Origin of the sequence: Microbacterium esteraromaticum (assembly GCF_016907315.1) — a bacterium.
GTDB lineage: Bacteria > Actinomycetota > Actinomycetes > Actinomycetales > Microbacteriaceae > Microbacterium > Microbacterium esteraromaticum.
Genome location: NZ_JAFBBS010000001.1, coordinates 398,109 through 424,965, shown reverse-complemented (window position 1 = coordinate 424,965; position 26,857 = coordinate 398,109). Strand labels below are relative to the sequence as shown.

At 67.4% G+C, this 26,857-nt stretch carries 24 protein-coding genes; 20 read left to right on the top strand and 4 right to left on the bottom strand.

The annotated features are described in order from the left end of the window. The 10 genes from tig to JOE67_RS02025 all read left to right on the top strand — a co-directional run bounded on the left by tig (position 1) and on the right by JOE67_RS02025 (position 9,788). The gene (gene tig / locus JOE67_RS02070; protein ID WP_204973897.1) at positions 1 to 1,485 is read left to right on the top strand and encodes a trigger factor; all 1,485 of its coding nucleotides are present in this window, start codon (positions 1 to 3) and stop codon (positions 1,483 to 1,485) included. Positions 1,486 to 1,551: 66 nt separating this feature from the next. Further along, on the top strand, positions 1,552 to 2,055 hold the full coding sequence (locus JOE67_RS02065) for a tetratricopeptide repeat protein (protein WP_204973894.1): 504 nt from the start codon (positions 1,552 to 1,554) through the stop codon (positions 2,053 to 2,055). Positions 2,056 to 2,158: 103 nt separating this feature from the next. Continuing rightward, on the top strand, positions 2,159 to 2,749 hold the full coding sequence (locus JOE67_RS02060) for an ATP-dependent Clp protease proteolytic subunit (RefSeq protein ID WP_204973892.1): 591 nt from the start codon (positions 2,159 to 2,161) through the stop codon (positions 2,747 to 2,749). A gap of 15 nt (positions 2,750 to 2,764) precedes the next feature. Then, the gene (locus JOE67_RS02055; protein ID WP_204973890.1) at positions 2,765 to 3,406 is read left to right on the top strand and encodes an ATP-dependent Clp protease proteolytic subunit; all 642 of its coding nucleotides are present in this window, start codon (positions 2,765 to 2,767) and stop codon (positions 3,404 to 3,406) included. Positions 3,407 to 3,573: 167 nt separating this feature from the next. Beyond that, entirely contained in the window at positions 3,574 to 4,509 is a 936-nt protein-coding gene (locus JOE67_RS02050) for a sugar-binding domain-containing protein (RefSeq protein WP_204973888.1), read from the top strand. Next, entirely contained in the window at positions 4,506 to 5,507 is a 1,002-nt protein-coding gene (gene deoC / locus JOE67_RS02045; protein WP_204973887.1) for a deoxyribose-phosphate aldolase, read from the top strand. Before JOE67_RS02050 ends, deoC begins: the two co-directional genes overlap by 4 nt. Before the next feature lie 32 nt (positions 5,508 to 5,539). Next, positions 5,540 to 6,982: an aldehyde dehydrogenase family protein gene (locus JOE67_RS02040; protein WP_204973886.1), complete on the top strand. Its 1,443-nt coding sequence runs from the start codon at positions 5,540 to 5,542 to the stop codon at positions 6,980 to 6,982. Next, positions 6,979 to 7,830: an aldehyde dehydrogenase family protein gene (locus JOE67_RS02035; RefSeq protein ID WP_204973885.1), complete on the top strand. Its 852-nt coding sequence runs from the start codon at positions 6,979 to 6,981 to the stop codon at positions 7,828 to 7,830. Before JOE67_RS02040 ends, JOE67_RS02035 begins: the two co-directional genes overlap by 4 nt. Positions 7,831 to 7,962: 132 nt before the next feature. Then, positions 7,963 to 9,231: an ATP-dependent Clp protease ATP-binding subunit ClpX gene (gene clpX, locus JOE67_RS02030; protein ID WP_204973884.1), complete on the top strand. Its 1,269-nt coding sequence runs from the start codon at positions 7,963 to 7,965 to the stop codon at positions 9,229 to 9,231. A gap of 5 nt (positions 9,232 to 9,236) precedes the next feature. Next, positions 9,237 to 9,788 carry an NUDIX hydrolase gene (locus JOE67_RS02025; RefSeq protein WP_204973883.1) on the top strand — a complete coding sequence of 184 codons (552 nt, stop codon included), beginning with the start codon at positions 9,237 to 9,239 and terminating at the stop codon, positions 9,786 to 9,788. Between the two features lie 12 nt (positions 9,789 to 9,800). Here JOE67_RS02025 and JOE67_RS02020 read toward each other — a convergent pair whose 3' ends face one another. Beyond that, positions 9,801 to 11,852 carry a M3 family metallopeptidase gene (locus JOE67_RS02020; RefSeq protein WP_204973882.1) on the bottom strand — a complete coding sequence of 684 codons (2,052 nt, stop codon included), beginning with the start codon at positions 11,850 to 11,852 and terminating at the stop codon, positions 9,801 to 9,803. Positions 11,853 to 11,966: 114 nt separating this feature from the next. Between JOE67_RS02020 and JOE67_RS02015 the strand changes: the two genes are divergently transcribed. The 6 genes from JOE67_RS02015 to JOE67_RS01990 are packed head-to-tail and all read left to right on the top strand — an operon-like array spanning position 11,967 to position 19,765. After that, on the top strand, positions 11,967 to 14,309 hold the full coding sequence (locus JOE67_RS02015; protein WP_204973880.1) for an ROK family protein: 2,343 nt from the start codon (positions 11,967 to 11,969) through the stop codon (positions 14,307 to 14,309). After that, on the top strand, positions 14,309 to 15,238 hold the full coding sequence (locus tag JOE67_RS02010; RefSeq protein ID WP_204973878.1) for an ABC transporter permease: 930 nt from the start codon (positions 14,309 to 14,311) through the stop codon (positions 15,236 to 15,238). The genes JOE67_RS02015 and JOE67_RS02010 overlap by 1 nt, the downstream gene beginning before the upstream one ends. Next, positions 15,231 to 16,130 (top strand): ABC transporter permease, encoded by a 900-nt coding sequence (locus JOE67_RS02005; RefSeq protein WP_204973876.1) that lies wholly within the window; start codon positions 15,231 to 15,233, stop codon positions 16,128 to 16,130. Before JOE67_RS02010 ends, JOE67_RS02005 begins: the two co-directional genes overlap by 8 nt. Then, positions 16,127 to 17,125: an ABC transporter ATP-binding protein gene (locus tag JOE67_RS02000; protein WP_204973874.1), complete on the top strand. Its 999-nt coding sequence runs from the start codon at positions 16,127 to 16,129 to the stop codon at positions 17,123 to 17,125. The genes JOE67_RS02005 and JOE67_RS02000 overlap by 4 nt, the downstream gene beginning before the upstream one ends. Further along, complete coding sequence (locus JOE67_RS01995; RefSeq protein WP_204973872.1) at positions 17,106 to 18,179, top strand: ABC transporter ATP-binding protein; 1,074 nt, start codon at positions 17,106 to 17,108, stop codon at positions 18,177 to 18,179. The genes JOE67_RS02000 and JOE67_RS01995 overlap by 20 nt, the downstream gene beginning before the upstream one ends. After that, positions 18,176 to 19,765 (top strand): ABC transporter substrate-binding protein, encoded by a 1,590-nt coding sequence (locus JOE67_RS01990; protein ID WP_204973870.1) that lies wholly within the window; start codon positions 18,176 to 18,178, stop codon positions 19,763 to 19,765. Before JOE67_RS01995 ends, JOE67_RS01990 begins: the two co-directional genes overlap by 4 nt. A gap of 75 nt (positions 19,766 to 19,840) precedes the next feature. On the opposite strand, the gene JOE67_RS01985 is transcribed toward JOE67_RS01990, so the two are convergent. Further along, positions 19,841 to 20,749 carry a LysR family transcriptional regulator gene (locus tag JOE67_RS01985; protein ID WP_204973869.1) on the bottom strand — a complete coding sequence of 303 codons (909 nt, stop codon included), beginning with the start codon at positions 20,747 to 20,749 and terminating at the stop codon, positions 19,841 to 19,843. 87 nt (positions 20,750 to 20,836) lie between these two features. On the opposite strand from JOE67_RS01985, the gene tdh reads away from it, so the two are divergent. From tdh to JOE67_RS01965, 4 genes are all read left to right on the top strand, one after another. Then, on the top strand, positions 20,837 to 21,880 hold the full coding sequence (gene tdh / locus JOE67_RS01980; protein WP_204973867.1) for an L-threonine 3-dehydrogenase: 1,044 nt from the start codon (positions 20,837 to 20,839) through the stop codon (positions 21,878 to 21,880). Between the two features lie 21 nt (positions 21,881 to 21,901). After that, complete coding sequence (locus tag JOE67_RS01975) at positions 21,902 to 23,080, top strand: glycine C-acetyltransferase (protein WP_204973865.1); 1,179 nt, start codon at positions 21,902 to 21,904, stop codon at positions 23,078 to 23,080. Positions 23,081 to 23,141: 61 nt separating this feature from the next. After that, positions 23,142 to 23,750 carry an ArsR/SmtB family transcription factor gene (locus tag JOE67_RS01970; RefSeq protein ID WP_204973863.1) on the top strand — a complete coding sequence of 203 codons (609 nt, stop codon included), beginning with the start codon at positions 23,142 to 23,144 and terminating at the stop codon, positions 23,748 to 23,750. Between the two features lie 2 nt (positions 23,751 to 23,752). After that, positions 23,753 to 23,971, top strand: a complete 219-nt coding sequence (locus JOE67_RS01965; protein ID WP_204973861.1) for a hypothetical protein — start codon at positions 23,753 to 23,755, stop codon at positions 23,969 to 23,971. A gap of 39 nt (positions 23,972 to 24,010) precedes the next feature. On the opposite strand, the gene JOE67_RS01960 is transcribed toward JOE67_RS01965, so the two are convergent. Next, a complete protein-coding gene (locus JOE67_RS01960) occupies positions 24,011 to 24,226 on the bottom strand; it encodes a hypothetical protein (RefSeq protein ID WP_204973860.1) in 216 nt (71 codons plus the stop codon). Further along, complete coding sequence (gene valS / locus JOE67_RS01955; RefSeq protein WP_204973859.1) at positions 24,226 to 26,799, bottom strand: valine--tRNA ligase; 2,574 nt, start codon at positions 26,797 to 26,799, stop codon at positions 24,226 to 24,228. The genes JOE67_RS01960 and valS overlap by 1 nt, the downstream gene beginning before the upstream one ends. Positions 26,800 to 26,857 lie beyond the last annotated feature (58 nt).

The following is a 26,857-nucleotide window of genomic DNA, read 5'->3' as shown; positions in this document are numbered from 1 at the left end:
ATGGCCAACAGCACCGTCGAGAAGCTGTCCCCGACCCGGGTCAAGCTCACCATCACGGTCACCCCTGAGGACCTCAAGCCCAGCATCGCGCACGCCTACGAGCACATCGCTCAGGACGTGCAGATCCCCGGCTTCCGCAAGGGCAAGGTTCCCGCGCCGATCATCGACCAGCGTGTCGGCCGCGGTGCGGTCATCGAGCACGCCGCCAACGAGGCGCTCGACGGCTTCTTCCGCGAGGCGGCTTCCGAGCACAACCTGCGCATCGTCGGTCGTCCGGCAGCCGACATCACCCAGTGGCCGAACGAGAAGGACTTCTCCGGCGACCTGCTCGTCGACATCGAGGTCGACGTGCGTCCCGAGATCGAGCTTCCCGAGCTCTCGGACATCACGCTCACCGTCGACGCCATCGAGGCAGACGACGCGGCGATCGACAGCGAGCTCGACAGCCTGCGCGCCCGCTTCGGCACCCTGATCCCGGTCGATCGTCCCGCCGCGAAGGGCGACTTCGTCGAGCTCGACCTCGTCGCCACGATCGATGGCACCGAGATCGACCGCGCCGACGGCGTCTCGTACGAGATCGGCTCGGGCGAGCTGCTCGAGGGCATCGACGAGGCGCTCGACTCGCTGACCGCCGGTGAGGAGACCACCTTCCGTTCCGCCCTCGTGGGTGGCGACCACGCCGGCGAGCAGGCCGAGGTCTCGGTCAAGCTGAAGGCTGTCAAGGAGCGCGAGCTGCCCGAGGCTGACGATGACTTCGCGCAGATGGCGTCGGAGTTCGACACCATCGCCGAGCTGCGCGAGAGCCTCTCTGAGCGCGTCGCCCAGCAGGGCGTGTTCACCCAGGGTGCCGCCGCTCGCGACCAGCTGATCGACAAGCTGCTCGAGCAGGTAGAGATCCCGGTTCCGCCGCAGCTCATCGAGGACGAGGTGCACGCGCACCTCGAGAACGAGAACCGCCTCGAGGACGACGAGCACCGCGCCGAGGTCACCGAGGCCAGCGAGAAGCAGTTCCGCACGCAGGTGCTGCTCGACACGATCGCCGAGAACGCGAACGTCCAGGTCTCGCAGGAGGAGCTCAGCCAGTACCTCATCCAGTCGGCCGCTCAGTACGGCATGGCTCCGCAGGAGTTCGTCGAGGCGCTGCAGGGTGCGGGCCAGCTGCCTGCCCTCGTGGGCGAGGTCGCTCGCAACAAGGCCCTCGCCGTGACGCTGGGCAAGGTCAGCATCGTCGACAGCAACGGCGCCAAGGTCGACCTCTCTGAGTTCATCGGCGACGCCGAGGACGAGGACGCCGCTGAGACCGAGGAGGCGCCCGCCGCCGAGGAGAAGCCTGCCAAGAAGGCCCCGGCGAAGAAGAAGGCTCCTGCCAAGAAGGACGCCGCCGAGGACGCAGAGGCTGAGAAGCCCGCTGCCAAGAAGCCGGCTGCGAAGAAGGCTCCGGCCAAGAAGGCCGCCGCGAAGGACGAGGCTGACAAGGCCGAGTGATCACTTCGTGATAGAGCGAAGGGCGGATGCTGCGGCATCCGCCCTTCGTCGTATGAGGAGGACGACATGGATCATGCACCGGACGAATGGCAGTCGCGCATCGATGCAGTGTGGGCGGACGGCGCGCTGAGCGATCACGAGCGCATCGCTCGGATCGACGCTCTGGCCGCGGAACTCGGCGCCGGGCATCCGGTTGCGCTGTTCGAGCGCGCCGGCGCGCGTGACAGCGCGGGGGAGGAGGAGGCAGCCGAGCCGCTGTACCGAGCTGCCCTCGACGCGGGACTCGACCCCGAACGGCGCACAAGGGCGATCATCCAGCTCGCCAGTACCATCCGCAACCTCGGCCGCGTCGACGAGTCGCTGCAGCTGCTCGCGGACGAGTACGAGCGCACACGGAGTGCGGCGATGGCCGACGAGGCCGCGGCGTTCTACGCCCTGGCTCTGGTCTCCTCCGGTGACCCGGTGCGCGGGGCATCCATCGCTCTGGAAGCGCTCGCCCCGCACCTCACCCGCTACACGCGCTCAGTCACAGGCTACGCCGCCGAGCTGCTGGACCCGAGGGAAGTCTGAGGACGTGACGACGCCACGCTGATATGCCGACGGCGAACACGGCCGGAGGCGCGTGTGACCGCCGGTAGATTCGAATCACCGAAACACGGAAACAGGAGCTGACATGGCTGAACCCCTGATGGCGACGAGCGTCTTCGACAGGCTGCTCAAGGACCGCATCATCTGGCTGGGCTCTGAGGTGCGCGATGAGAACGCGAATGAGATCTGCGCGAAGATCCTCCTTCTCGCCGCCGAAGACTCTGAGAAGGACATCTACCTCTACATCAACTCTCCCGGTGGGTCGATCACCGCGGGCATGGCCATCTACGACACCATGCAGTTCGTGCCCAACGACATCGTGACGGTCGGCATCGGCATGGCGGCGTCCATGGGCCAGCTGCTGCTCACGAGCGGCACCAAGGGCAAGCGCTACATCACCCCGAACGCCCGCGTGCTGCTGCACCAGCCCCACGGCGGCTTCGGCGGTACGGCGAGCGACATCCAGACCCAGGCTCAGCTGATCCTGTCGATGAAGCGCCGCCTCGCGGAGATCACCGCCGCGCAGACCGGGAAGTCGGTCGAGCAGATCAACGCCGACGGAGACCGTGACCGCTGGTTCACCGCCGACGAGGCGCTCGAATACGGATTCGTCGACCACATCCGCGAGCACGCCAGTGACGTGCACGGCGGCGGCGGCACCGGCGCGGACAAGTAAGGCAGGAAGACACGCATGTACACACCAACGTTCCGCGCGGCCGGCAACCTGCCCTCGAGCCGCTACATCCTCCCGCAGTTCGAAGAGCGCACGGCCTACGGCTTCAAGCGCCAGGACCCGTACAACAAGCTGTTCGAGGACCGCGTGATTTTCCTCGGCGTGCAGGTCGACGACGCATCCGCCGATGACGTCATGGCGCAGCTGCTCGTGCTGGAGAGCCAGGACGCCGAGCGCGACATCACCATGTACATCAACTCGCCCGGCGGCTCGTTCACTGCGATGACGGCGATCTACGACACGATGCAGTACGTCGCTCCGCACATCCAGACCGTCGTTCTCGGACAGGCCGCATCGGCAGCGTCCGTGCTGCTCGCCGCCGGCGCGCCGGGCAAGCGCCTCGCGCTTCCCAACGCGCGTGTGCTGATGCACCAGCCCGCGATGGGCGAGGCCGGCCACGGCCAGGCATCAGACATCGAGATCCAGGCAGCTGAGATCCTGCGCATGCGCACCTGGCTCGAAGAGACCATGGCGCGCCACACGGGCAAGCCCGTCGACCAGATCAACCGCGACATCGATCGCGACAAGATCCTGTCGGCCAACGAGGCTCTCGAGTACGGCATCGTCGACCAGGTGCTCACCTCGCGCAAGCGCGGCTGAGACCTGCCCAGCAGAAGAGCGGTTCGGACAGATGTCCGGGCCGCTCTTCTGCGTGTGCGGGGCATATGCCGACGAATGCGCAAGGCAGCTGGGCTCCGCTGCTCATCTGAGCAGGAACCTGCGCGTGCGTCGGTGGGCTCCTAAGCTGGAAGCGGAAGGAGGATGCCGTGGACGACGAACTGCTCATGGTCCGTGTCGCAGAGCTCTCGTACGACGAGAACAAGACGCAGGACGAGATCGGCGCCCTCCTCGGCATATCCCGCTGGAAGGTGGGCCGTCTGCTCGTGCAGGCGCGAGAGCGCGGCATCGTGCGCATCGAGATCGTGCACCCGCGCGCCCGGCGTCTCGGACTCGAGCGCGAGCTCGTGCAGCGATACGGATTGCGGGACGCGGTGGTCGTTCCCGCCCCGGAAGGGCCGGATGCCATGCTGGAGCGCGTCGCGCGCGCTGCGGCCGATCTGCTCTCCGCCCTCCGGCCCGTGCCACGCACCCTCGCCGTGAGCTGGGGACGAACGCTGACCGCGATCGCCGACGCGCTGCCCGACGGCTGGGCGCGCGGAGTGACGGTCGTGCAGGCCAATGGAGGAGTGAGCCTCAACCGTCGAGCCGGCGGCGCCGCATCCGTCGCCGCCACCATCGCGCAGCGCGGCGGCGGTCACGCTGTGCTCCTGCCGAGCCCCGCCATACTCGAGCGCGTGGAGACCAAGCGCGCGATCGAGTCCGACCGCACCGTGTCCGCCATACTCGAGCAGGCCGCAGGCGCGAACACCTTCCTCTTCACCGCCGGCCCGGCTGACGCAGGCTCCGCCCACGTCGAGAACGGCTACCTCACGACCGACGACATCGCCGAGCTCGTGCGCCGTGGGGCCGTCGGCGATCTGCTGGGGCGCTACATCGACGCCGACGGCAACATCGTCGATCCGCAGCTCGACGAGCGGACGGTCGGCGTCGACCTCGAGCAGCTGCGCAGCGCACCCAGATCCATCTTCGTCACCGCCGGTGCCGCCAAGCACGACATCGCGCGTACAGTCGTGAACAGCGGGCTGTGCAGCATCCTGGTGACCGACGAACCCACCGCTCGCGATCTCTTGGAGGAGAAGTGACGACTACAGAACTGGCCCGCCGCAGCGCGGTCGACCTGCTCGGCGGCGAGCCCGACGACCAGACCCTGCGCCGGTTCCTGCACGGTCTGCCCGGTGTCGATGCCGTCGGTCTCGAACAGCGCGCGGCAGGGCTCGGAACGCGCTCGATCAAGACCACGTCCAAGGCATGGGCGCTCGACAAGATCATCTCGCTGATCGACCTGACCACCCTCGAGGGCGCCGACACGGCGGGCAAGGTGCGCTCGCTCGTCGCCAAGGCCAAGAACCCGGATGCGGCTGACCCGACCACACCGCTCGTCGCGGCCGTCTGCGTGTACGGCGACATGGTCGGCCATGCCGTCGAGGCGCTAGGAGCGCTGCACGGAGACCCCGACGACGGCCGCATCTCGGTCGCCGCCGTCGCCACGGCCTTCCCGTCCGGGCGCTCCTCGCTCGCGATCAAGCTCGCCGACACGGCAGAGGCGGTCGCCGCCGGCGCTGACGAGATCGACATGGTCATCGATCGCGGCGCGTTCCTCGAAGGGCGCTACGGCTTCGTCTTCGACCAGATCGCCCAGGTCAAGGAGGCGTGCCGCCGCGAGGACGGCAGCTGCGCCTCGCTCAAGGTCATCATGGAGACCGGGGAGCTCAACACCTACGACAACATCAAGCGCGCCTCGTGGCTGTCGATCCTCGCCGGCGGCGACTTCATCAAGACGTCGACCGGCAAGGTGCAGCCCGCAGCCACCCTGCCGACCACGCTGCTCATGCTCGAGACCGTGCGCGACTGGCACCGGGCGACGGGCGAGAAGATCGGCGTGAAGCCGGCCGGCGGCATCCGCTCGTCGAAGGACGCGATCAAGTACCTCGTCACCGTCGCCGAGACCGCCGGTGAGGAGTGGCTGCAGCCGCACCTGTTCCGCTTCGGCGCCTCCAGCCTGCTCAACGACGTGCTGCTGCAGCGTCAGAAGCTCGTCTCCGGACACTACTCCGGCCCCGACTACGTCACCATCGACTGATACTCCGTCGAACTCAGCAACCGAGGATAGATATGTCATTCCTGGAATACGCTCCCGCGCCGGAGTCCACGGCGATCCTGCGCCTCAAGGACAGCTACGGTCTGTTCATCGACGGGGAGTTCGTCGACGGCACGGGCGACAGCTTCCACACCATCTCGCCCGCCGACGAGCACCGCATCGCCGAGATCGCGTCGGCGTCCGACGGCGACATCGACCGCGCTGTCGCAGCCGCCCGCCGCGCCCATGACAAGGTCTGGTCGAAGATGAGCGGTCGCGACCGCGGCAAGTACCTCTTCCGCATCGCCCGCCTCGTGCAGGAGCGCGCTCGTGAGCTCGCCGTCGCCGAGAGCCTCGATAACGGCAAGCCGATCAAGGAGAGCCGCGACGTCGACGTGCCCCTCGTCGCATCGTGGTTCTTCTACTACGCCGGATGGGCCGACAAGCTCGACTACGCGGGTCTCGGCGCCAACCCGAAGGCGCTCGGTGTCGCCGCACAGGTCATCCCGTGGAACTTCCCGCTGCTCATGCTGGCGTGGAAGGTCGCCCCGGCTCTCGCCGCAGGCAACACCGTGGTGCTCAAGCCCGCTGAGACGACGCCGCTGACCGCGCTGATCTTCGCCGAGATCCTCCAGCAGGCCGACCTGCCCGCCGGTGTCGTCAACATCGTCACCGGTGCTGGTGCCACGGGCGCGGCGCTGGTCAGGCATCCGGATGTCGACAAGGTCGCCTTCACCGGATCGACGGGAGTCGGCCGCGACATCGCCAAGGCGATCGCCGGCTCCGACAAGAAGGTGACCCTCGAGCTGGGAGGCAAGGCCGCCAACATCGTCTTCGACGACGCGCCGATCGACCAGGCCGTAGAGGGCATCGTGAACGGCATCTTCTTCAACCAGGGGCATGTCTGCTGCGCCGGCAGCCGTCTGCTCGTGCAGGAGTCGATCCACGATGAGGTCATCGACCGCCTCAAGCAGCGTCTGTCGACGCTCCGTCTGGGCGATCCGCTCGACAAGAACACCGATATCGGCGCGATCAACTCGGCCGCTCAGCTGGCCCGCATCCGCGAGCTCAGCGACATCGGCGAGGCTGAGGGCGCTGAGCGCTGGACCGCGGACTGCGCCATCCCCGAGAAGGGCTTCTGGTTCGCCCCGACCATCTTCACCGGGGTGGAGGCCTCGCACCGCATCGCGCGCGACGAGGTGTTCGGCCCCGTGCTGTCGGTGCTGACATTCCGCACCCCGGCCGAGGCGATCGCCAAGGCCAACAACACGCCGTACGGCCTGTCGGCCGGCATCTGGAGCGACAAGGGCTCGCGCATCCTCGCTGTGGCGGATCGCCTTCGCGCCGGCGTGGTGTGGGCGAACACGTTCAACCGATTCGATCCGTCGAGCCCGTTCGGCGGCTACAAGGAGTCCGGCTACGGCCGTGAAGGCGGCCGGCACGGCCTGACCGCATACCTGAAGGGAGCATCGGCATGAGCAAGCGCCTCACCGTTCCGAAGACATACAAGCTGGCCATCGGGGGTGCGTTCCCGCGCAGCGAATCGGGTCGCACGTATGAGGTCGTCACGCCGAAGGGAGCCTTCCTCGCGAACGCCGCGAAGGCATCCCGTAAGGACGCCAGGGATGCAGTCGTCGCCGCACGGGCCGCCGTGAAGGGGTGGTCGGGAGCGACCGCCTACAACCGCGGCCAGGTGCTCTACCGCGTCGCCGAGATCCTCGAGGGCCGGCGCGCGCAGTTCATCGATGAGATCACCGACCAGGAGGGCGTGTCCGCCGGCGCCGCCAGCGCACAGGTCGACGCCGCGATCGACCTGTGGGTCTGGTACGCAGGCTGGTGCGACAAATACGCGCAGGTGGCAGGAAACGCCAACCCGGTGTCGGGCCCGTACTTCAACATCTCGGTTCCCGAGCCCACCGGCGTCGTCGCCACGATCGCGCCGCAGGACTCCGCGCTGCTCGGACTGGTGTCGGCGATCGCGCCGGCCCTCGTCACCGGCAACACGGTCGTGGTCGTCGCGAGCGAGCGGTTCCCGCTGTCGGCCATCAGCCTGGCCGAGGTGCTGGCGACCAGCGACGTACCAGGGGGAGTGGTGAACGTGCTCACTGGCTCGCCCGCCGAGATCGCACCCTGGCTGGCATCCCACGCCGACGTCAATGCGCTCGACCTGAGCGGCGCCGGCGCTCTCGACTGGGTCGATCTCGAGATCGCCGCGGCGGACACGCTGAAGCGGGTGCTGCGCCCTGGAGCGGTCGAGCCGAGTCTCGATCGGATCACCGCGTTCACCGAGACCAAGACCGTGTGGCACACCAAGTCGATGGTGTGAGTGACTGATCTCGGGCCCGATTCCGCCCAGAGCGGAGTCGGGCCCGTGTCGTGCGCCCGTCAATGCGGCCCGGTGTCGGGGCCAGCGGTTACGCTCGAATGACGATCTCTCATTGCCCCGAGGAGGACGCGCATGGCACGCATCGGTGAAAGCGCTGATCTGTTCAAATGCTCTTTCTGCGGAAAGAGCCAGAAGCAGGTGCAGCAGCTGATCGCCGGCCCCGGCGTCTACATCTGCGACGAGTGCGTCGAGCTGTGCAACGAGATCATCGAAGAGCGCATGGCCGAGGCAGGCAGCGGGCCGGTCGCCGACTTCGAGCTGCCCAAGCCGCGTGAGATCTTCTCGTTCCTCGAGGAGTACGTCGTGGGCCAGGACGCCGCGAAGCGCTCGCTCGCGGTGGCCGTCTACAACCACTACAAGCGCGTGCGCGCCCGCGGTACCATCCAGTCCGCCGAGCAGCGGGCCGAAGAGGTCGAGGTCGCGAAGAGCAACATCCTCATGCTGGGCCCGACCGGCTGTGGCAAGACCTACCTCGCTCAGACCCTCGCGAAGCGGCTCAACGTGCCGTTCGCCGTCGCCGACGCGACGGCTCTGACCGAGGCCGGCTATGTCGGCGAAGATGTCGAGAACATCCTGCTCAAGCTGCTCCAGGCCGCCGACTACGACACGAAGCGCGCCGAGACCGGCATCATCTACATCGACGAGATCGACAAGATCGCCCGCAAGGCAGAGAACCCGTCCATCACTCGCGACGTGTCGGGTGAGGGCGTGCAGCAGGCGCTTCTGAAGATCCTCGAGGGCACCGTCGCATCCGTTCCCCCGCAGGGCGGTCGCAAGCACCCCCACCAGGAGTTCCTTCAGATCGACACGACCAACGTGCTGTTCATCGTGGCAGGTGCGTTCGCCGGCCTCGAGGAGATCATCTCGGCTCGCGTCGGAAAGCATGGCGTCGGCTTCGGCGCTCCGCTGCACGACAAGGGCAAGGATCTCGATCTGTTCAGCGAGGTTCTTCCCGAGGACCTGCACAAGTTCGGGCTCATTCCCGAGTTCATCGGCCGCCTGCCCGTCGTCACCTCGGTCTCGCCCCTCGATCAGGATGCCCTGATCGACATCCTCACCGGCCCGCGGAACGCGCTGGTCAAGCAGTACCAGCGGATGTTCGAGATCGACGGCGTGCAGCTCGAGTTCGAAGACGACGCGCTGCGCTCGATCGCCGACCTCGCGGTGCTCCGGAAGACCGGCGCCCGCGGGCTGCGTGCGATCCTCGAGGACGTGCTCGGCCCGATCATGTTCGAGATCCCGTCTGCTGAAGACGTCTCGAAGGTCGTCGTCACCAAGGCGGCCGTCGAAGAAGGAGCACCGCCCACCGTGGTTCTCTCGCGCAAGCGCAAGAGCGCCTGAGCGGCATGACGGGCGACGGCCCCGAACCCTGGCGGGTGGTCACCACGCGCACCATCGTGGCCGATCGCTGGATCACGCTGCGAGCGGATGACTGCGAAGACGCCCGGGGTCGGCGCATCGCGCCGTATTACGTGCTGCAACCCGGTGACTGGATCTCGGTGCTCGCGCTGGACCGCAGCGGCGACGCCATCATTGTCGAGGAGTACCGGCATGGCGCCCGCATCGTCGCTCCGGGCACGATCGGCGGCGCCGTGGAACCGGACGAGTCCCCGCTCGATGCTGCGCATCGCGAACTGCGTGAGGAGACGGGGTTCACGGCATCCGAGGTGATCGACCTCGGACCGACCTGGGCGAACTTCGGCAACCACACGAATCGAGTGCACCATTTCCTCGCTCTGGACTGCGTTCGCGCGGGGGAGCAGCGGCTCGACGACACCGAGAGCATCGCGGTGCGAGTCATGCCTGTGTCAGCGCTCGGCGAGCACCTGACGCAGAGCTACCATCAGCTCACCTGGTACAAGGCGATGCAGTACCTGACGCGGCAGCATCACAGCTGAGACGCGAGGCTCTCAACGATCGAGTCCGCGGCGCTCGAGCAGCGGAGCGATCTCAGCATCCCGACCCCGGAAGTCGCGGTAGGCCTCGACCGGATCCTTCGACCCGCCCACGCCGAGCAGACGCCGGCGGAAGCGATCCCCGTTCGCGCGGGTGAGGCCGCCGTTCTCCCGGAACCACTCCACGGTGTCTGCGTCGAGCACCTCGCTCCAGATATACGAGTAGTAGCCGGCACTGTACCCGCCCGAGAAGATGTGAGCGAAGTACGCGGATGAATAGCGGGTCGGCACGACCGGGCTCAGCAGTCCGACGTCGGCCAGAGCATCGCGCTCGAATGCCGCGATGTCGCCCGGCTCGGCGCCCGCGCCCACCCGGTGCCATGCCTGATCGAGCCACGCTGCGGCGAGGTACTCGCTTGTCGCGTGACCCTGATCGAACTTCTCCGACGCGCGCAGGCGCGCGATGATCCCCGCGTCGAGCGGCTCTCCCGTCTCATGGTGGCGCGCGTAGTTCCGCAGAACCTCTTCCCACAGGATCCACATCTCGTTCACCTGGCTCGGGAACTCGACGAAGTCGCGGAACACGTTCGTGCCCGAGAAGTGCGGGTACGTGACCCGGGCGAACAGTCCGTGCAGCGCGTGACCGAACTCATGGAACAGCGTGGTCACCTCATCCAGCGTGAGCAAGGTGGGCATCCCCTCGGCGGGCTGCGAGACGTTGAGGTTGTTCGCCACCACCGGCAGGGTGCCGCGCAGCGCCGACTCGCTCACGATCGGGTTCATCCACGCTCCGCCTCTCTTGGAATCGCGGGTGTACAGATCGAGCACGTACAGCCCGACCGCTGAGCCGTCCTCGTCGTGCACCTCGAAGACCCGCGCTCCGGGGTGGTACGACACCAGGTCGGTGCGTTCCGTGAAGGTGATCCCGTACAGCTTCGTCGCGGCGAAGAAGACGCCGTCGCGCAGCACTCGTCCGGCCTCGAAGTACGGCCGCAGGGCTGCGGTGTCGATGTCATAGCGGGCCTGTCGAACCTTCTCGGTGTAGTAGGCCCAGTCGTGAGCCTCGAGTGGAAATGGCTCGGGCTCCGTTTCGTCGATGATCTGCTGCAGCGCCGCCGACTCGCGCCGCGCGTTGCGGGCGGCGGGAGCGGCCAGTTCTCGCAGCATGCGCTCGACGGCGTACGGCGTGCCGGCTGTCTCGTCTGCGGTGACGTACGCGGCGTGCGAGTCGTAGCCGAGCAGCTCCGCGCGCTCTGCGCGGAGAGACACGATCTCAGCGAGGACGGCTCTGTTGTCGTGCTCGTTCCCGCGTGAGGCGCGGGCGAGTGACGCCTGCATGATGCGACGACGGCTCTCGCGCCGGGTGAGGGAAGCGAGGTAGGGATGGCCGCTGAACAGCGGCAGCGAGACCAGATACCTCCCTTCGAGACCGCGCTCCGCTGCCGCGCGTGCGGTCGCGCTGAGTTCGCCCTCGGAGAGACCGTCGAGTTCTGCGGCGTCGTCGAAGACCACGGCCAGGGCGTTCGTGTCGGCCAGGAGGTTCTTCTCGAACGTCGTGCTGAGCGTTGACAGGCGCTGATTCACTGCGGTCAGACGTGTCTTGGATGCGTCGTCGAGCGCGGCTCCCGCATGGGTCATCTCGCGGAGATGGCGCTGAACCAGATAGCGCTGCTCGTCTGTCAGGTCGAGCTGATCGAGCTGATCATGCACCTGCGACACGTGCCAGTAGAGCGCGCCGTCGAGCCGTATCGCGTCGTCGTGAGCGGCCATCATCGGGGCGAGCTGCTCGTCGACTGCCTGGATGCCAGGCGACGCATCTGCGGAACTGACCGTGTAGAACGCGTGCGCGATGCGATCCAGCATCTCGCCGCTGCGCTCCAGAGCCTCGATCGTGTTCTCGAAGGTCGGCATCGATCGCACCACGGTGATGGCTCTGACTTCAGCGAGGTGCTCAGCGAAGGCCGCCTCGAACGCGGGGAGGTAGTGCTCGGTGCGAATGGCCGCGTAGTCGGGCAGTTCGTAGGGGAGTGTCGAGCGGGTGAGCAGCGGGTTCACGGCCTCGGTCATGAGCCGAGTCTAGGGTGACGGATCTGCCGGTTTGACACCGGCCCGCGCGACCCTCACAATGATGAAAGTCATTTCATAACGGTTACGAAACCGAATTCGTAAATGGGGTCGAAGATGTCCACCATCGATGCGAAGCTCGTCGCAGCTTCCCTCGCAAGCCTGCGCGACCTGGGCCGCGCCACCATCTCGGACCTCACCGAGATGACAGGGCTCTCCCGGCCGACCGTGACCGCGGCGCTCCACGCCCTTGTCGCATCGGGTCAGGCCACCGAGCACGACGCCCGGGCAGCGGCAGGGCGTCCGGCGCGCACCTACTCCCCGGTTGCGGGCTCAACGGTGGCCGTAGGGCTCGATCTCACCCGGAGCACCGTCCGCCTGGTCATCGCTGATCGGACGGGACGTGTGCTGATCGCAGGCGGCTCCGATATCGCCCCGCCCACGACAGGCCGCCCCTCCCTCGTGCCCGTGCGCTCTCTGCTCGTGCAGGCGCTGGAGCGAGTCGGGCGGGGGCTCTCCGACGTCGCGGCGATGGGCATAGCAGTAGCCGGTCTCATCGACGAGGACGGAATCCTGGTCTCGGCGCCTCAGATCAGCGAGTGGAGCGGGCGCCATCTGCAGACCATGTTCAGCGACTACTTCGGCGTGCCGGCCGTCGTCGACAACGACCTGTCGCTGGCGGCCGAAGCGGAGTCGCGGCAGGGCGCGCTCGCAGACGCTGAGACCGGGGTGTATGCACTCACCTGGCACCACGTGTCTGCGCGAGTCACCGCCTCAGGCAGCGTGCTTCGGGGCCGCAGGGGACGCGCGGGCGAGGTCGGCCTGCTGCGCGCATTCAGCGATGTCGACGTGCCCGAGGGGAGCCTCCTTGAAGCCGTTCCGCGCGTCGAGAGCGAGCTGCGTCGTCTGCGCGACGACCCAGCCGATCAGCGCGGTCTCGCGGCGCTGAACGCTCTGAGCGCGGCGATGACCCCGGCGATGGCTGCGCTGCTGCTCACCGTCGACCCCGATGTCATCGTCCTCGGCGGCGAACTGAGCGAGTACGCCGACCTCCTCGCCGGGCCGCTGGCCGATGGCATCCGCGTCGCCGTGACCGGCATCGAGGCCGGCGCGCGCGTCATCCGCGGAGGCGATCTGGGCCCGGATGCCGCTGCTCTCGGCGCTCTGGGACTCGCATTCGAGAAGCACTCGCACGCCATCTACGGGTTGCCGGACGTGCCGGCGCCCCTCATCACCACCGAATCGGAGAACGAACAGATGACCACTGACCCAGCCGTCGAGGCCGCACCGTTCCGCGCCGCGGTGATCGGCGTGGGCGCCCGCGCGGGCGTCGCCCTGCACGTGCGGGAGGCAGGCGGAAGCGTGGTCGCGGCGGTCGACCCCGATGTGAAGACCCACGAGCGTGCACGGCGCCTGTTCGGTGACATCCCGGTCTTCGGCTCGGTGGCGGAACTGCTCGCATCCGGCATCGAGATCGACGGCGCATTCGTCACGACGCCCGACTTCACGCATGCCGACGTGTCGGTCGAGCTGCTCGAGGCAGGCATCGCCACCTACATCGAGAAGCCGCTCGCGATCTCGATCGAAGACGCAGATCGCATCCTCGAGGCCGGCCACCGCACAGGCACGAAGGTCTACGTCGGCCACAACATGCGCCACATGCGAGTCGTCCGGATGCTGAAGGAGATCGTCGACCGCGGTGAGATCGGCGAGGTCAAGGCCATCTGGTGCCGTCACTTCGTCGGACACGGCGGGGACTACTACTTCAAGGACTGGCACGCCGAGCGCGACAAGGCGATGAGCCTCCTGCTGCAGAAGGGTGCGCACGACATCGATGTGATGCATTGGATCGCCGGCACCTCGACCCGCTCGGTGGTGGGTGTGGGCGACCTGGCCGTGTACGGCGACGTCGAGTCGCGACGCGACAACTCCGACCGTCGAATGGGTGACTGGTTCTCGATGTCGAACTGGCCTCCGGCGGCGCAGCAGGACCTGAACCCCGTCATCGACGTCGAGGACATCTCGATGATCATGATGCGCACCGACTCGGGCGTGCTCATGAGCTACCAGCAGTGTCACTTCACGCCCGACTACTGGCGCAACTACACGGTGATCGGCACCGAGGGGCGCATCGAGAACTTCGACGACGACGCGGGCGGCGAGATCCGGCTGTGGAACGCCCGAAGCGACTACCTCGAGAAGGGCCACGTTCGGTACCCGATCGACGACGGCGGGGACGGCGGGCACGGCGGAGCGGACCCGCTGACCGTTGCGGAGTTCGTCGACTTCGTCCGCCGCGGAACGCCCACCGACACCAGTCCCGTCGCCGCACGCGACGCAGTGGCGGCCGGAATCGGTGGCGCTCTGTCCATCCGCTCCCAGTCCGCGCCGGTCCAGATCCCTCGTCTGAGCGACGACCTGCTCGAGTACTACGCGGCGCACCAGCCGTCCCGCCGCTGATGCTCCGCTACGCGCTGCGCCGCATCCTGATGATGATCCCGACTCTCATCGGATCGACGTTCCTCGTGTACCTGCTCGTCTTCCTCATCCCCGGGGACCCTGTCGCGCGGCTCGCCGGGGGAGAGAAGCGGCTCTCGAACTCCACGATCGCGGCCATCCGCGACCAGTACAACCTCGACGATCCGTTCTTCGTCCAGTACGGCAAATACCTGTGGGGCGTGCTGCAGGGCGACTTCGGTCATGACTTCAACGGCAACTCGGTATCGACGCTGATCGCCACCGCGCTTCCCTACACCGTGGTGCTCGCGCTGTCGGCGTTCGTTCTCAAGATCGTGATCGGGGTCTGCCTCGGCGTCTGGGCAGGTCTTCGTCAGGGCCGCTTCCCGGACAAGTTCAACCTGTTCTTCACGATCTTCTTCCTGGCGGTGCCTGGCTTCATCATCGCCTACTTCTCGCAGTACGTCTTCGGCATCAAGCTGCACTGGCTCCCGATCTCCGGGGTCCAAGCGGGGTTCCCGCTCGCGTTCATCCTGCCGGCGATCGTGCTCGCTCTGGAGACGGCGTCCCCGCTGGCCAGGCTCAGCCGCACCAGCCTCGTCGACGTGCTCCGCTCGGACTACATCGTGACGGCCACCGCGAAGGGGATCGGTCCGCAGCGGATCATGTGGGTGCATGCCCTGCGCAACGCCTTCGTGCCGGTCGTGACGTACCTCGGGCTCAGCATCGCCGCGCTGCTCGGCGGGTCCGTCCTCATCGAGACGATCTTCAACCTTCCCGGGCTCGGCGGGACCCTGGCGAGAGCGATAGACACGCAGAACGGCCCGGTCGTGGTCGGGGTCTCCGTGTTCCTGCTGCTGTTCTACCTGGTCGCTGCTCTCGTCGTCGACCTGCTGTACCCGATCATCGATCCGAGGGTCCGTCATGCCTGAATCCACGACCACGCTGATCGCCATGCGCGGCACGCGCATGCGACGCGGGCGCCCCCGCAGCGGACTGCGCAGCCTGTGGAAGAGCCCCTTCTTCGACATCGCCGCGCTGATCATCGTCGTCGTGACGCTGATGTCGCTCTTCCCCGGCCTCTTCACGTCGATCGACCCCCGGGACTGCGACCTGTCGATGTCGCGCGTCGGTCCGCAGCCCGGGCATCCGATGGGCTTCGACATCCAGGGGTGCGACTACTGGTCGAACATCGTCCACGGAGCGCGCACCTCGCTCGAGGTGGGCGTGTACACAGCGGCGATCTCCTTCGTCATCGCACTCATCGCCGGATCCCTGGCCGGCTACTTCGGCGGGATCACCGACTCGGTCATCTCCTGGACATCGAACGTGATCCTCGGCATCCCCGTCGGCATCGCCAGCCTCGTGATCCTCTACCAGTTCCGCTCCCGCACTGTGTGGACCATCGTGATGGTGCTCGTGCTCTTCAGCTGGGCGGCGACCATGCGCTACATGCGCAGCTCCGTCATGCAGGTGCGCAACCTCGAGTACATTCAGGCAGCGCGTGGACTCGGCGTGGGCCCATGGCGCATTCTGCGTACCCATGTCATCCCGAATGCGGTGACACCGCTGATCGTGATGACCACGCTGTCCGTCGGCGCCGGTATGGCGGCTGAGGCTGGGTTCTCGATCCTCGGGGTCGGCCTTCGTCTTCCCGCCTTCTCGTGGGGCATCCAGATCGCGCTCGCCAGTCAAGACGGCAACTGGCAGATCGCACCACTGCTGATGTTCTTCCCCGCGCTCATGCTGGGCCTCACAACGCTCGCCTTCGTCGTGCTCGGCGAGAGCCTGCGCGACGCCCTCGACCCGAAGGCCCGCCGATGACCGCGCTGCTCGACGTGCAGAACCTCTCCCTCGAATTCCGATCGGGAGGACGCCCGCCCATCCCCGCGCTGCAGGACGTCAGCTTCACTCTCGACCGCGGTGAGACTCTCGCCGTTCTCGGCGAATCAGGCTCCGGCAAGAGCATCACCGCCAAGGCGATCATGGGCATCCTCCCGAAGCCCGCGTCCCGCGTCACCGGCGGCCGCATCATGTTCGACGGGGAAGATCTGCTCACACTGCCGCCGGCCAGGCTGCGCAAAGTGCAGGGCGCCCGCATCGCGATGATCTTCCAGGATGCCCTGAGTGCCCTGAACCCTGTGCAGACCGTGTCCACGCAGATCGCGGAGCTGTATCGCGTGCACCGCGGAATGCCGAAGAGGCAGGCGATCGCAGCGGCCATCGACATGATGCGTGCGGTGCGCATCCCCGATGCGGCGAACCGCGCGAACGACTACCCGTTCCAGTTCTCGGGGGGCATGCGTCAGCGCATCATGATCGCGATGGCTCTGGCCCTGGACCCGGATGTCCTCATCGCCGATGAGCCGACGACGGCGCTGGACGCGACGGTTCAGGCGCAGATCCTGGAGCTCCTGAGTGAGATCACGCAGGAGCGGCGCATGGCGCTGCTGATGATCACGCACGATCTGGGTGTGGCCGGTCAGCTGGCAGACCGGGCTCTCGTGATGTACGCCGGCCGCGTCGCTGAGTCGGGTCCGATCGGCACGATGTTCGATCGTCCCGCGCATCCCTACACGAGAGGACTCCTCGGCTCGATCCCGAGCGCAGCCCATCGCGGTGCGGATCTTCCCACCATCCCCGGCCTTCCGCCCGACATCGCGCTGAGGCCGCCGGGCTGCAGCTTCAACCCGCGGTGCGAGTTCGCGACCGACGAGTGCCGGTCAGTGCTGCCGCTGCTCGAACCGTTCGCCGCCCAGCGCGCGGCCGCATGCCATCACAAGGAGGAGGTGCTCGCGGATGCCCCTGTTGGAGCTTGAATCGGTGCGCCGGTTCTACAAGCAGAAGCACGCACTGTTCTCGCGAGCGGTTCACGGGCAGGTGCGAGCCGTCGACGGAGTGGACTTCGCCGTCGACGAGGGCGAGACCGTCGGACTCGTCGGAGAATCCGGATGCGGGAAGTCGACGCTGGCGCGGATCATCTGCGGTCTCGAGGAGCCGAGTGAGGGGACCGTTCGCTGGAACGGTGCGGACGTGGGAACGATGTCGCGCGCCGACCGCAAGACGCTCCTGCACCGCGAGGTGCAGATGGTGTTCCAGGACCCGCACGCCTCGCTCGATCCCCGCCGCTCGATCGGGCAGTCGATCGCCGAGGGGATCGTGACCCACGCGCTGCTCCCGGCGAACCAGATCGACGGCCGCGTGGCCGAGCTGCTGGCACAGGTGGGTCTCAACCCCGACCACGCGCACCGCTATCCTCACGAGTTCTCGGGCGGCCAGCTGCAGCGGATCGGCATCGCCCGCGCTCTGGCCGTCGAGCCGAAGCTGCTCGTGTGCGACGAGCCGGTGTCCGCCCTCGACATCTCCGTGCGTGCGCAGGTTCTCAACCTGCTGAACCGTCTCAAGCGCGAGCTGGGTCTGTCGATCATCTTCATCGCACACGACCTCGACGTCGTCCAGCACATGTCGGATCGCATCGTGACCATGTACCTCGGCAAGGTCGTCGAACAGGGCGACGGCGATGACGTGTACGGAGCGACCGCGCATCCCTACACGCGTGCACTCCTGTCTGCGATTCCCCGCAAGCTGGCCCCGAACGAAAGGTTGGAGCGAGTCGTACTCGAAGGCGACCCGCCCTCGCCGATCGACCCGCCGCCGGGATGCCCGTTCCACACCCGCTGCTACGCGGCCATCGAACGCTGCGCCGTCGAGGTGCCCGAACTCCGACCCGTGCCGGGTGGAGCGCCCTCGCACCGGGCGTCGTGCCATCTCTCGGCGCAGATCACGCACTCTTCCGTCGGAATGGTCTCGACCATTCCGATCCTCCCGTCCGACACGCAGAGCACCACCCCCTCCGAAAGGACCCACCCATGAAGCGCACCACCAGTCGCATCGGGACCGGCATCGTCGCCGCTGCCGCATGCGCCACCATGCTGACAGGCTGTCTCGGTCAGCCCACCGAGACCGGCGACGGCACGACATCGCTCGTGGCGGTGAACAACGGCGAGATCGGCCGCATCACCGGAGCCCAGAACCCGGGCAGTCAGATCGCGATGGCCCTCTGTGAACCCCTCACCGGCATCGAAGAGGACGGCACGGTCTTCATGCGCGGAGCCGAATCGGTCGAGAGCGAAGACCAGGTCACCTGGACGATCGAGGTCGCCGACGGGCACACGTTCTCCGACGGCACGCCGATCACTGCTGAGACCTATGTCGACACGTTCAACTTCGTCGGCGCCGGCGTGAACGCGATGCCGTCGAACTACGCCTACGGCCCCATCAAGGGCTACGACGAGATGAACCCCGCCGAGGGTGAGGCGGCGGCCGAGACGTTCTCGGGGATCACCCTCGTCGACGAGACCACCTTCACGATCGAGATGAAGACGCCGAACAACGACGTTCCCTACATCCTCTCGCAGCTCGCGTTCTGCCCGATGCCCGAAAGTGCCTTCGCCGACCCGCTCGCGTACGACAAGAAGCCGATCGGAAACGGCGTCTACACGCTGAAGTCCCTCGACCCTCAGGTCGAGGCCGTGCTCGAGAAGGATCCGAAGTACAAGGGCTGGGTGCCCGAGGGCGCCGCCGACAAGATCACCTTCCGCGTCTACACCGACACCAACACCGCCTATCAGGATGTGCTCGCCGGCAATGCGGATGTGCTGCGCAGCCTGCCGCCCGGGCTCATCGCGCAGGGCCGCAACTCGCTCGGTGAGAAGGGGCTGACGGCCATCGAGCGCAACACGCTCGAGACCTACTTCACCTGGCCGACCTACCTCGACGCGACGTTCCCGCTCGAGGTCCGCCAGGCGTTCTCGATGATCGTCGACCGGGAGAGCATCTCGAAGGACCTGTTCAAGGAGGCGACGGTGCCTGCCGGCTCGCTGATGCCGAACTCGGTGTCGGCATACCGCGAAGACGCATGCGGCGAGTCCTGCACGTTCGATCCCGATGCCGCCAAGGCGCTGATCGAGAAGTCTGGCTTCACGGGCACCATTCCGCTGAACTACTCGTCGGAGAACACCACCGATGCGGCAACGGCGCTCGCCGTCTCGAACTCGGCGAAGGAGATCGGGCTCGAGGTCGAGCCGAAGCCGGTTCCCGCTGCGGCCCTGTCCGAGACGATCAACTCCTACAAGCTCGACGGTCCTGTCATCCAGCTCTGGGGCTCGTCGTTCCCCGCGGCATCCGAGTGGGTCGCGTCGGTGTACGTCGACGCCAACTACCGGCTTCAGTACGCGGACGCGGAGGGGCAGGCGGCGGTCGACGCCGCGCTCGCCGCGCCGAGCCAGGATGAGGCGGACGCACTCTGGCAGAAGGCGGAGGACCGCATCCTCGCGGACCAGGTGATCCAGCCGCTGTATCAGCAGGTCATGTACATCGCCCACACGCCGTGCATGACGCCGCACGCGGCCGGCGGTGACATGCAGATCTACCGCACCGAGGTCACCTGCTCCTCCTGAGGCGGAGGGCACCGGGGCCGGTCGAAGCGCTGCTTCGGGCCGGCCCCTCTGCCGTTCCGAGCCGATGACATGCCGTCAGCCGCTCAGGCGCGCCATGACCTGCTGCAGACCCTCGACGACGAGCCGCACGCTTCGACGGCGCAGTGTCTCGGGGCGTGCGAGCACGTCGATCAGACGGTGGGTGCTGACGCCGAGCAGCGGGATGCGCACGATCTCGCTGTCGTCGACGCTGCGTGAGGTGAAGCGGGGGAGCAGGCCGATCACGTCGCCCGCCGCGACGGCGGCCGCCACCGCCCCGTAGTCGTTGATGCGGTGCTGCACGCGCGGGGCCACGTTCGCGACTGCGGCGACGGCGCCGAGAACGTCGTCGGGCGAATATCCGATGCGGCTCGTGACCCAGCGCTCGCCGGCGATGTCCGCAGGCGAGACCGAGGAGCGTGTGGCGAGAGGGTGCGATACGGCGACCGCGACGTCGAGCGGTTCGCGTACGAGGGTGAGGCTGCGCACGCCCTGCGAGGGCCACGGTTCGGAGTGCTCCATGCGGTGCGCGAGCACGATGTCGTATCGAGCGGTGAGGGCGGGGAACTCGCTCTGTGCGACATCCTCGTCGGTGAGCTGCACGGTGGGAGCGTCGTCGCTGCCGGAGAGCTCGCGCAGCAGCGCGCCGAACAGAGCCTGGCCTGCGCTGTGGAAGCCGCTCACACTGACGACGCCCGCGGCGTCGTGCTCGAAGGCGTCGAGGGCACCGCGCGCGGCGGCCATGGCATCCAGCGCCTCACCGCCGGCTTCGGCGAGCACCTGCCCGGCGGCCGTCAGCACGAGTGTGCGCCCCTGTCTCCGGGTGAGGGGAGTGCGCACGCCGCGTTGCAGCGCGGCGAGCTGCTGCGACACTGCTGACGGCGTGACCCGCAGCGCATCGGCGACGGCCGTGACGCTGCCGAGGGCGCCGAGTTCGCGCAGGATCTGGAGCTGATGGAGTTCCATGATCCGATCCTACTTTTCAGATCCTCTTAATCGACCGTGCAGTAAGAGGTCGTTGTTCTACATGGTTGGATACGGTGAGATCGAAGCATGAAGGCACTGTTCAAGAGCGGTCCGCGCGCGGGCTTCGAGCTCGTCGATCGCCCCGACCCCGTCGCTGCAACCGGCGAGGTCGTCATCCGCGTGCTCCGCACCGGCATCTGCGGCACCGACCTGCACATCCACCGCTGGGACGACTGGGCCGCTTCAGCGATCGAGGCGCCGTTGATCCCCGGCCATGAGTTCTACGGCGAGGTCGTCGAGGTCGGGCCGCTCGTGCACGACATATCGGTCGGCGATCGGGTCTCGGGTGAGGGGCACATCGTCTGTGGCACCTGCCGCAACTGCCGCGCCGGGCGCCGCCAGATGTGCATCCGCACCATCGGCCTCGGGCTGCAGCGAGACGGTGCCTTCGCCGAGTACCTCTCGCTTCCCGCGACCAACGTCTGGGTGCACCACGACGACGTCACGCCTGAGCTCGGCGCCATCTTCGACCCGCTGGGCAACGCCGTGCACACCGCACTCATGTACCGCGTGATCGGCGAGGACGTGCTGATCACCGGATGCGGCCCCATCGGCCTCATGTCGATCGCCGTCGCCCGGCACGCGGGCGCGCGGTTCATCGTGGCCACAGACGTCAGCGCGCCGCGCCTCGACATGGCGAAGCAGATGGGCGCCGACGCGGTCGTCGATGTCTCGCAGGAGGACATCCGCGACGCGCAGCGCGCGCTCGGCATGCGCGAGGGCTTCGACATCGGCTTCGAGATGAGCGGTGCACCCTCGGCACTGCCCGCGATGATCGACAACATGAACCACGGCGGCCAGATCGCCATGCTGGGGCTCCCGAGCTCAGGATTCGACATCGACTGGGGCAAGCTCGTGACCCACATGCTCACGATCAAGGGCATCTACGGCCGCGAGATGTTCGAGACCTGGAACGCGATGGGCGCGATGCTGCAGACCAGCGCGACGCTGCGTGAGTCTATCGCCCGCGTGATCGCCGACGTGATCCCCGCACGCGACTGGGAGCGCGGTTTCGCCGCCGCCGAGTCGGCGGGCACGGGCAAGATCATCCTCGACTGGACCGAGCTGTAAGAACGACTGCAAGGAGCAGCCATGTACACGACATTCAAGGATCACCTGCAGTCCGAGCTCGCCGGCATCGAGGAGGCGGGGCTCACCAAGCGGGAACGAGGGATCTCGGGCCCGCAGAAGGCCGAGATCGTGACCGGAGGCGTCGAGGTGCTCAACTTCTGCGCCAACAACTATCTGGGTCTCGCCGACGACGAGCGCATCCTCGCGGCCGCGAAGGGCGCACTCGACGAGTGGGGCTACGGCCTTGCGAGCGTCCGCTTCATCTGCGGCACGCAGGAGCAGCACCTCGAGCTCGAGCGGCGTCTCGCCGCCTTCCTCGGCACCGACGACGCGATCCTGTACTCCTCGTGCTTCGACGCGAACGGCGGTGTGTTCGAGACGCTGTTCACGGCGGACGACGCGATCATCTCGGACGAGCTGAACCACGCGTCGATCATCGACGGCATCCGACTGTCGAAGGCGCGCCGTCTGCGCTACCGCAACCGCGACATGGCTGATCTGGAAGAGCAGCTCAAGGCCGCGTCGGATGCCCGATTCCGCGTCGTCGTGACCGACGGCGTCTTCTCGATGGACGGCTACATCGCCCCGCTGCGTGAGATCTGCGACCTGGCGGAGCGCTACGACGCACTCGTCTTCGTCGATGACTCGCATGCGGTCGGGTTCGTCGGTGAGAACGGACGCGGCACTCCCGAGTTCTGCGGCGTCTCTGACCGCGTCGACATCTACACCGGCACCTTCGGCAAGGCGCTGGGTGGAGCATCGGGCGGCTACGTCGCCGCACACCGCGACATCGTCGCCCTGCTGCGTCAGCGTTCGCGACCGTACCTCTTCTCGAACACGCTCGCGCCCTCGATCGTCGCGGGCACCCTCACTGCGCTCGACCTGGTCGAGGGCTCGGCAGACCTGCGGGCACGACTGACCGGGAATGCCGAGCTGTTCCGCCGCCGCATGACCGAGGAGGGCTTCGACCTGCTCCCCGGCGAGCACCCGATCGTGCCGGTGATGTTCGGCGACGCGGCGCTCACCGCGCGTATCGCCGACGAGATGCAGCGCCAGGGCGTGTACGTCACTGCGTTCAGCTTCCCTGTCGTACCGCGCGGCAAGGCGCGCATCCGTGTGCAGCTCTCAGCGGCGCACACGAGCGAGCAGGTCGAACGCTGCGTGGCGGCGTTCGTCGCCGCCCGCGACGCCGAGAACTGACTCGAGAAGACGTGCAAAGAAACTCTTGCAAAGAACTATTTGCAAGAGTATCTTTGCATGCATGACGGACGAACAGCAGATACGCACCCTTGACGCCAGTGCGCTGAAAGCTCTTGCGCACCCGCTGCGTGTGCGGATCTACGATCTGCTGAGCGAACGCGGACCCCAGACGGCGAGCACGCTCGCCGCGCTGATCGGCGAGACCTCGGGCGCGACCAGCTACCACCTGCGCGCCCTCGCCGCTCACGATCTGATCCGTGAGGTTCCCGACCGGGGGACCGCACGGGAGCGCTGGTGGGAGCGGCCCAAGGGGCGGATCAACATGCCGGGTCCCGCCGAGGCGATGTCGCCGTCGAACCGCGCCGCTGCGCAGATCGTGACGACCGAGTTCCTTCGTCTTCGTCACCAGACCCTGATGGAGTACATCAACCGTCCTGAGTCCGAGCAGCCAGAGGGCTGGAGGGATGCCGGCCTGGTCATGACCACGATGCTCGACATCACGCCTGAGCAGATGGCCGAGCTGAAGGATGAGCTCACCGCCGTGGTCGACGCGGCGGTCGAGCGCTATCGGGGGCAGGAGTCGCTGCCCGGCACCCGGCGCGTGTCTCTGCGCGCCGAGGTCTTCGATCTTCCCGTGGCGAACAGCCGCGGCGCCATGAATCAGGAGTGACCATGACCACTGCAACTCTTCGCCTCGCATCGCCCACGCCGTTCGAGCGTCTGCTGCAGCAGCTGGCCGCAGCACTCACCCGGCACGTCGAGCGCCGGGTGACCGCTCGTGCCGAGCGCCGAGAGATCGCGCTCAGTCTGCTGCAGGAGCAGCAGACCCGCCGCGCTGACCCGCACGAGGTCGACCACCTTCTTGCGATGGTCGGTCTCTCTGGCCGCTGAGCGCCGGTCCGATGCGCCGCGGTGAAGAGAGGACCCGGGTCAGTCCTGGAAAGGGCGGGCGACGACGTCGCCGGATGCCGTGAGCAGAACCTCCCACCCGGCATCCAGCTCCGCGATCGGCCGGCCTTCGAGCCAGGTGAGCGTCCAGTGCCCGGTAAGGCCACGGGCCTCGACCTCGGCGATCGCCGGGCGCAGGGCGGCGGGGACCGACGCAGGCGGCTCGGCTCCCGTCGCCCAGCGAGTGCCGAGCTGCATCAGCTCTCCACCGGTGCCAGCTCGATCGCTGTGACGGCGAGCTCGTCGGCCTCTGCGAAGGTGAGCTCGGCGATGCGGCCCACGGCGCGCAGGTCGTCGGCAGCGGCGCGGAGCGCCTCGACCTTCGCCGCGGGCGCCGCGATCGTGGCGGTCGCGACAGGAGTCTTCTGCGATGCCTTCGCCTCGGTCTTCGCGCGGCGGATGCCGATCAGCGCCTCGCTGGCGGTCGTGAGCACCGCGGGGTCGCCCTCGATGCCGAGCGGCTCGGGCCAGGCGGCGGTGTGGATGGAGCCCTCCTCGAACCACGACCACGCCTCCTCCGTCGCGAACGACACGATCGGGGCGAGCAGGCGCAGCAGCGTCGACAGCGCCAGGTGCAGCGCGAGCGCGGCCGAGGCCTGGCCCACGTCGGTCTGATCGTAGGCGCGCTCCTTCACCAGTTCGAGATAGTCGTCGCAGAACGTCCAGAAGAACGCCTCGGTGACTTCCAGCGCCTTCGCCTGGTCGTAGTTCTCGTACGCCTTCGTCGCGTCGCGCACGACCTGGTCGAGAGCCGTGAGCATCGAGGCGTCGAGCGCGTGCGTGACCTGCGCCCCCTCGGGCACCGGGAACGACAGCACGAACTTCGCCGCGTTCAGGATCTTGATCGCCAGGCGACGGCCGATCTTCACCTGCGTGGGGTTCTGCGGGTCGAACGCGGCGTCCATGCCGAGACGGCTGGATGCCGACCAGTAGCGCACCGCATCCGAGCCGTGCTTGTCGAGGATGTCCGCCGGGGTGACGACGTTGCCCTTCGACTTCGACATCTTCTTGCGATCGGGGTCGACGATGAAGCCCGAGATCGCGGCGTTGCGCCACGGCGAGCGCTGGTCCTCGAGTGTCGAGCGAAGCATGGTCGAGAACAGCCAGGTGCGGATGATGTCCTGGCCCTGGGGGCGCAGGTCGAACGGGGCGACGGTGTTCCACAGTTCTTCGTCACGCTGCCAGCCGCCGGCCAGCTGAGGGGTGAGCGACGAGGTCGCCCAGGTGTCGAAGATGTCCTGCTCGGCGTCGAAGCCGCCGGGCACACCGCGCTGCTCTTCCGTGTACCCGTCGGGGAGATCGGTCGTCGGATCGATCGGCAGGCTATCGAGCGAGGGGGTCAGCACACGGTCGTAGTCGCGCTCTCCGTTCTCATCGAGGGCGTACCAGACAGGGATGGGCACACCGAAGAACCGCTGGCGCGAGATGAGCCAATCGCCGGTGAGGCCGCCTACCCAGTTCTCGTAGCGGACGCGCATGAAGTCGGGGTGCCAGTTCAGCGATCGACCGTTCTCGAGCAGCTGCTCGCGCAGCTGCGGGTCGCGCGCCCCATTGCGGATGTACCACTGGCGCGTTGAGACGATCTCGAGAGGGCGATCGCCCTTCTCGAAGAACTTCACGGCGTGATTGAAGGGCTTGCCGACCTCGAGCAGGTCACCGGACGCCTGCAGCTGCTCGACCATGCTCTTACGGGCGCTGAAGACGGTCTTGCCGGCGAGCTCGGCGTAGGCGTTCCTGCCCGCCTCGGAGACGATGGCCTCAGGGACGTCGGCGAGCACGCGGCCGTCCTTGCCGAGGATGGTGCGGTTGGGAAGGTCGAGCTCCCGCCACCAGATGATGTCGGTGACGTCGCCGAAGGTGCAGATCATCGCGATGCCGGAGCCCTTGTCGGGCTGCGCGAGGTGGTGCGCGAGCACGGGCACCTCGACGTCGAAGATCGGGGTGCGCACCGTCTTGCCGAAGTACGGCTGGTAGCGCTCGTCGTCGGGGTGCGCCACGAGCGCGACGCAGGCGGGAAGCAGCTCGGGACGGGTGGTCTCGATGTGGATGTCACCCGATCCGTCGGTCTTGTGGAAGGCGACGCGGTGGTACGCCGCCTGCTGGTCGCGGTCTTCGAGCTCAGCCTGCGCGATCGCCGAGCGGAAGTCGATGTCCCACAGGGTGGGCGCCAGCGACTGGTAGGCCTCTCCGCGCTCAAGACCGCGCAGGAAGGCGAGCTGGCTCTGCCTGATCGTGTCGTCGGAGATCGTGCGGTACGTCTGCGTCCAGTCGACGCTCAATCCGAGCTGGCGGAAGAGCGCCTCGAACTGCTTCTCGTCCTCGACGGTCAGCTTCTCGCAGAGCTCGATGAAGTTGCGCCGGCTGATGGGCTGCTGGTCGGCAGCGCGCGACGACTTGTTGTCGCCGCCCTCGAACGGCGGGGTGAAGTCGGGGTCGTAGGGGAGAGACGGATCGCAGCGCACGCCGTAATAGTTCTGCACGCGGCGCTCGGTCGGCAGGCCGTTGTCGTCCCAGCCCATCGGGTAGAACACGTTGCGTCCGCGCATGCGCTCGAATCGCGCCTTGATGTCGGTGTGCGTGTACGAGAACACGTGGCCGATATGCAGGCTGCCGGAGGCGGTGGGCGGGGGAGTGTCGATCGAGTAGACGCTGTCACGGCCGGATGCCACGGCGCGGGCGCGGTCGAAGAGGAAGGTGCCCTGTGCCGACCATCGCTCTCCCCACTTCGTCTCGAGGCCTTCGAGTGCGGGCTTGTCAGGGATGCTGGACATGGAGGTCTCCTCGAGCGATGTGTGCGGCACTGTGTGAGCGTGCCTGAGTGTGGGTTGT

Bases quoted from the DNA above. Each gene is read 5' to 3' on its own strand.
- JOE67_RS01985 (WP_204973869.1), bottom strand. From the start codon at position 20,749: ATGGAACTCCATCAGCTCCAGATCCTGCGCGAACTCGGCGCCCTCGGC.
- JOE67_RS02005 (WP_204973876.1), top strand. From the start codon at position 15,231: ATGCCTGAATCCACGACCACGCTGATCGCCATGCGCGGCACGCGCATG.
- JOE67_RS02025 (WP_204973883.1), top strand. From the start codon at position 9,237: ATGACGGGCGACGGCCCCGAACCCTGGCGGGTGGTCACCACGCGCACC.
- JOE67_RS02000 (WP_204973874.1), top strand. From the start codon at position 16,127: ATGACCGCGCTGCTCGACGTGCAGAACCTCTCCCTCGAATTCCGATCG.
- JOE67_RS01960 (WP_204973860.1), bottom strand. From the start codon at position 24,226: ATGCAGCTCGGCACTCGCTGGGCGACGGGAGCCGAGCCGCCTGCGTCG.
- JOE67_RS02010 (WP_204973878.1), top strand. From the start codon at position 14,309: ATGCTCCGCTACGCGCTGCGCCGCATCCTGATGATGATCCCGACTCTC.
- JOE67_RS01965 (WP_204973861.1), top strand. From the start codon at position 23,753: ATGACCACTGCAACTCTTCGCCTCGCATCGCCCACGCCGTTCGAGCGT.
- JOE67_RS01990 (WP_204973870.1), top strand. From the start codon at position 18,176: ATGAAGCGCACCACCAGTCGCATCGGGACCGGCATCGTCGCCGCTGCC.
- JOE67_RS01970 (WP_204973863.1), top strand. From the start codon at position 23,142: ATGACGGACGAACAGCAGATACGCACCCTTGACGCCAGTGCGCTGAAA.
- JOE67_RS01975 (WP_204973865.1), top strand. From the start codon at position 21,902: ATGTACACGACATTCAAGGATCACCTGCAGTCCGAGCTCGCCGGCATC.
- JOE67_RS02060 (WP_204973892.1), top strand. From the start codon at position 2,159: ATGGCTGAACCCCTGATGGCGACGAGCGTCTTCGACAGGCTGCTCAAG.
- valS (WP_204973859.1), bottom strand. From the start codon at position 26,799: ATGTCCAGCATCCCTGACAAGCCCGCACTCGAAGGCCTCGAGACGAAG.
- JOE67_RS02035 (WP_204973885.1), top strand. From the start codon at position 6,979: ATGAGCAAGCGCCTCACCGTTCCGAAGACATACAAGCTGGCCATCGGG.
- JOE67_RS02040 (WP_204973886.1), top strand. From the start codon at position 5,540: ATGTCATTCCTGGAATACGCTCCCGCGCCGGAGTCCACGGCGATCCTG.
- JOE67_RS02015 (WP_204973880.1), top strand. From the start codon at position 11,967: ATGTCCACCATCGATGCGAAGCTCGTCGCAGCTTCCCTCGCAAGCCTG.
- JOE67_RS02020 (WP_204973882.1), bottom strand. From the start codon at position 11,852: ATGACCGAGGCCGTGAACCCGCTGCTCACCCGCTCGACACTCCCCTAC.
- JOE67_RS02055 (WP_204973890.1), top strand. From the start codon at position 2,765: ATGTACACACCAACGTTCCGCGCGGCCGGCAACCTGCCCTCGAGCCGC.
- JOE67_RS02065 (WP_204973894.1), top strand. From the start codon at position 1,552: ATGGATCATGCACCGGACGAATGGCAGTCGCGCATCGATGCAGTGTGG.
- tig (WP_204973897.1), top strand. From the start codon at position 1: ATGGCCAACAGCACCGTCGAGAAGCTGTCCCCGACCCGGGTCAAGCTC.
- JOE67_RS01995 (WP_204973872.1), top strand. From the start codon at position 17,106: ATGCCCCTGTTGGAGCTTGAATCGGTGCGCCGGTTCTACAAGCAGAAG.
- tdh (WP_204973867.1), top strand. From the start codon at position 20,837: ATGAAGGCACTGTTCAAGAGCGGTCCGCGCGCGGGCTTCGAGCTCGTC.
- clpX (WP_204973884.1), top strand. From the start codon at position 7,963: ATGGCACGCATCGGTGAAAGCGCTGATCTGTTCAAATGCTCTTTCTGC.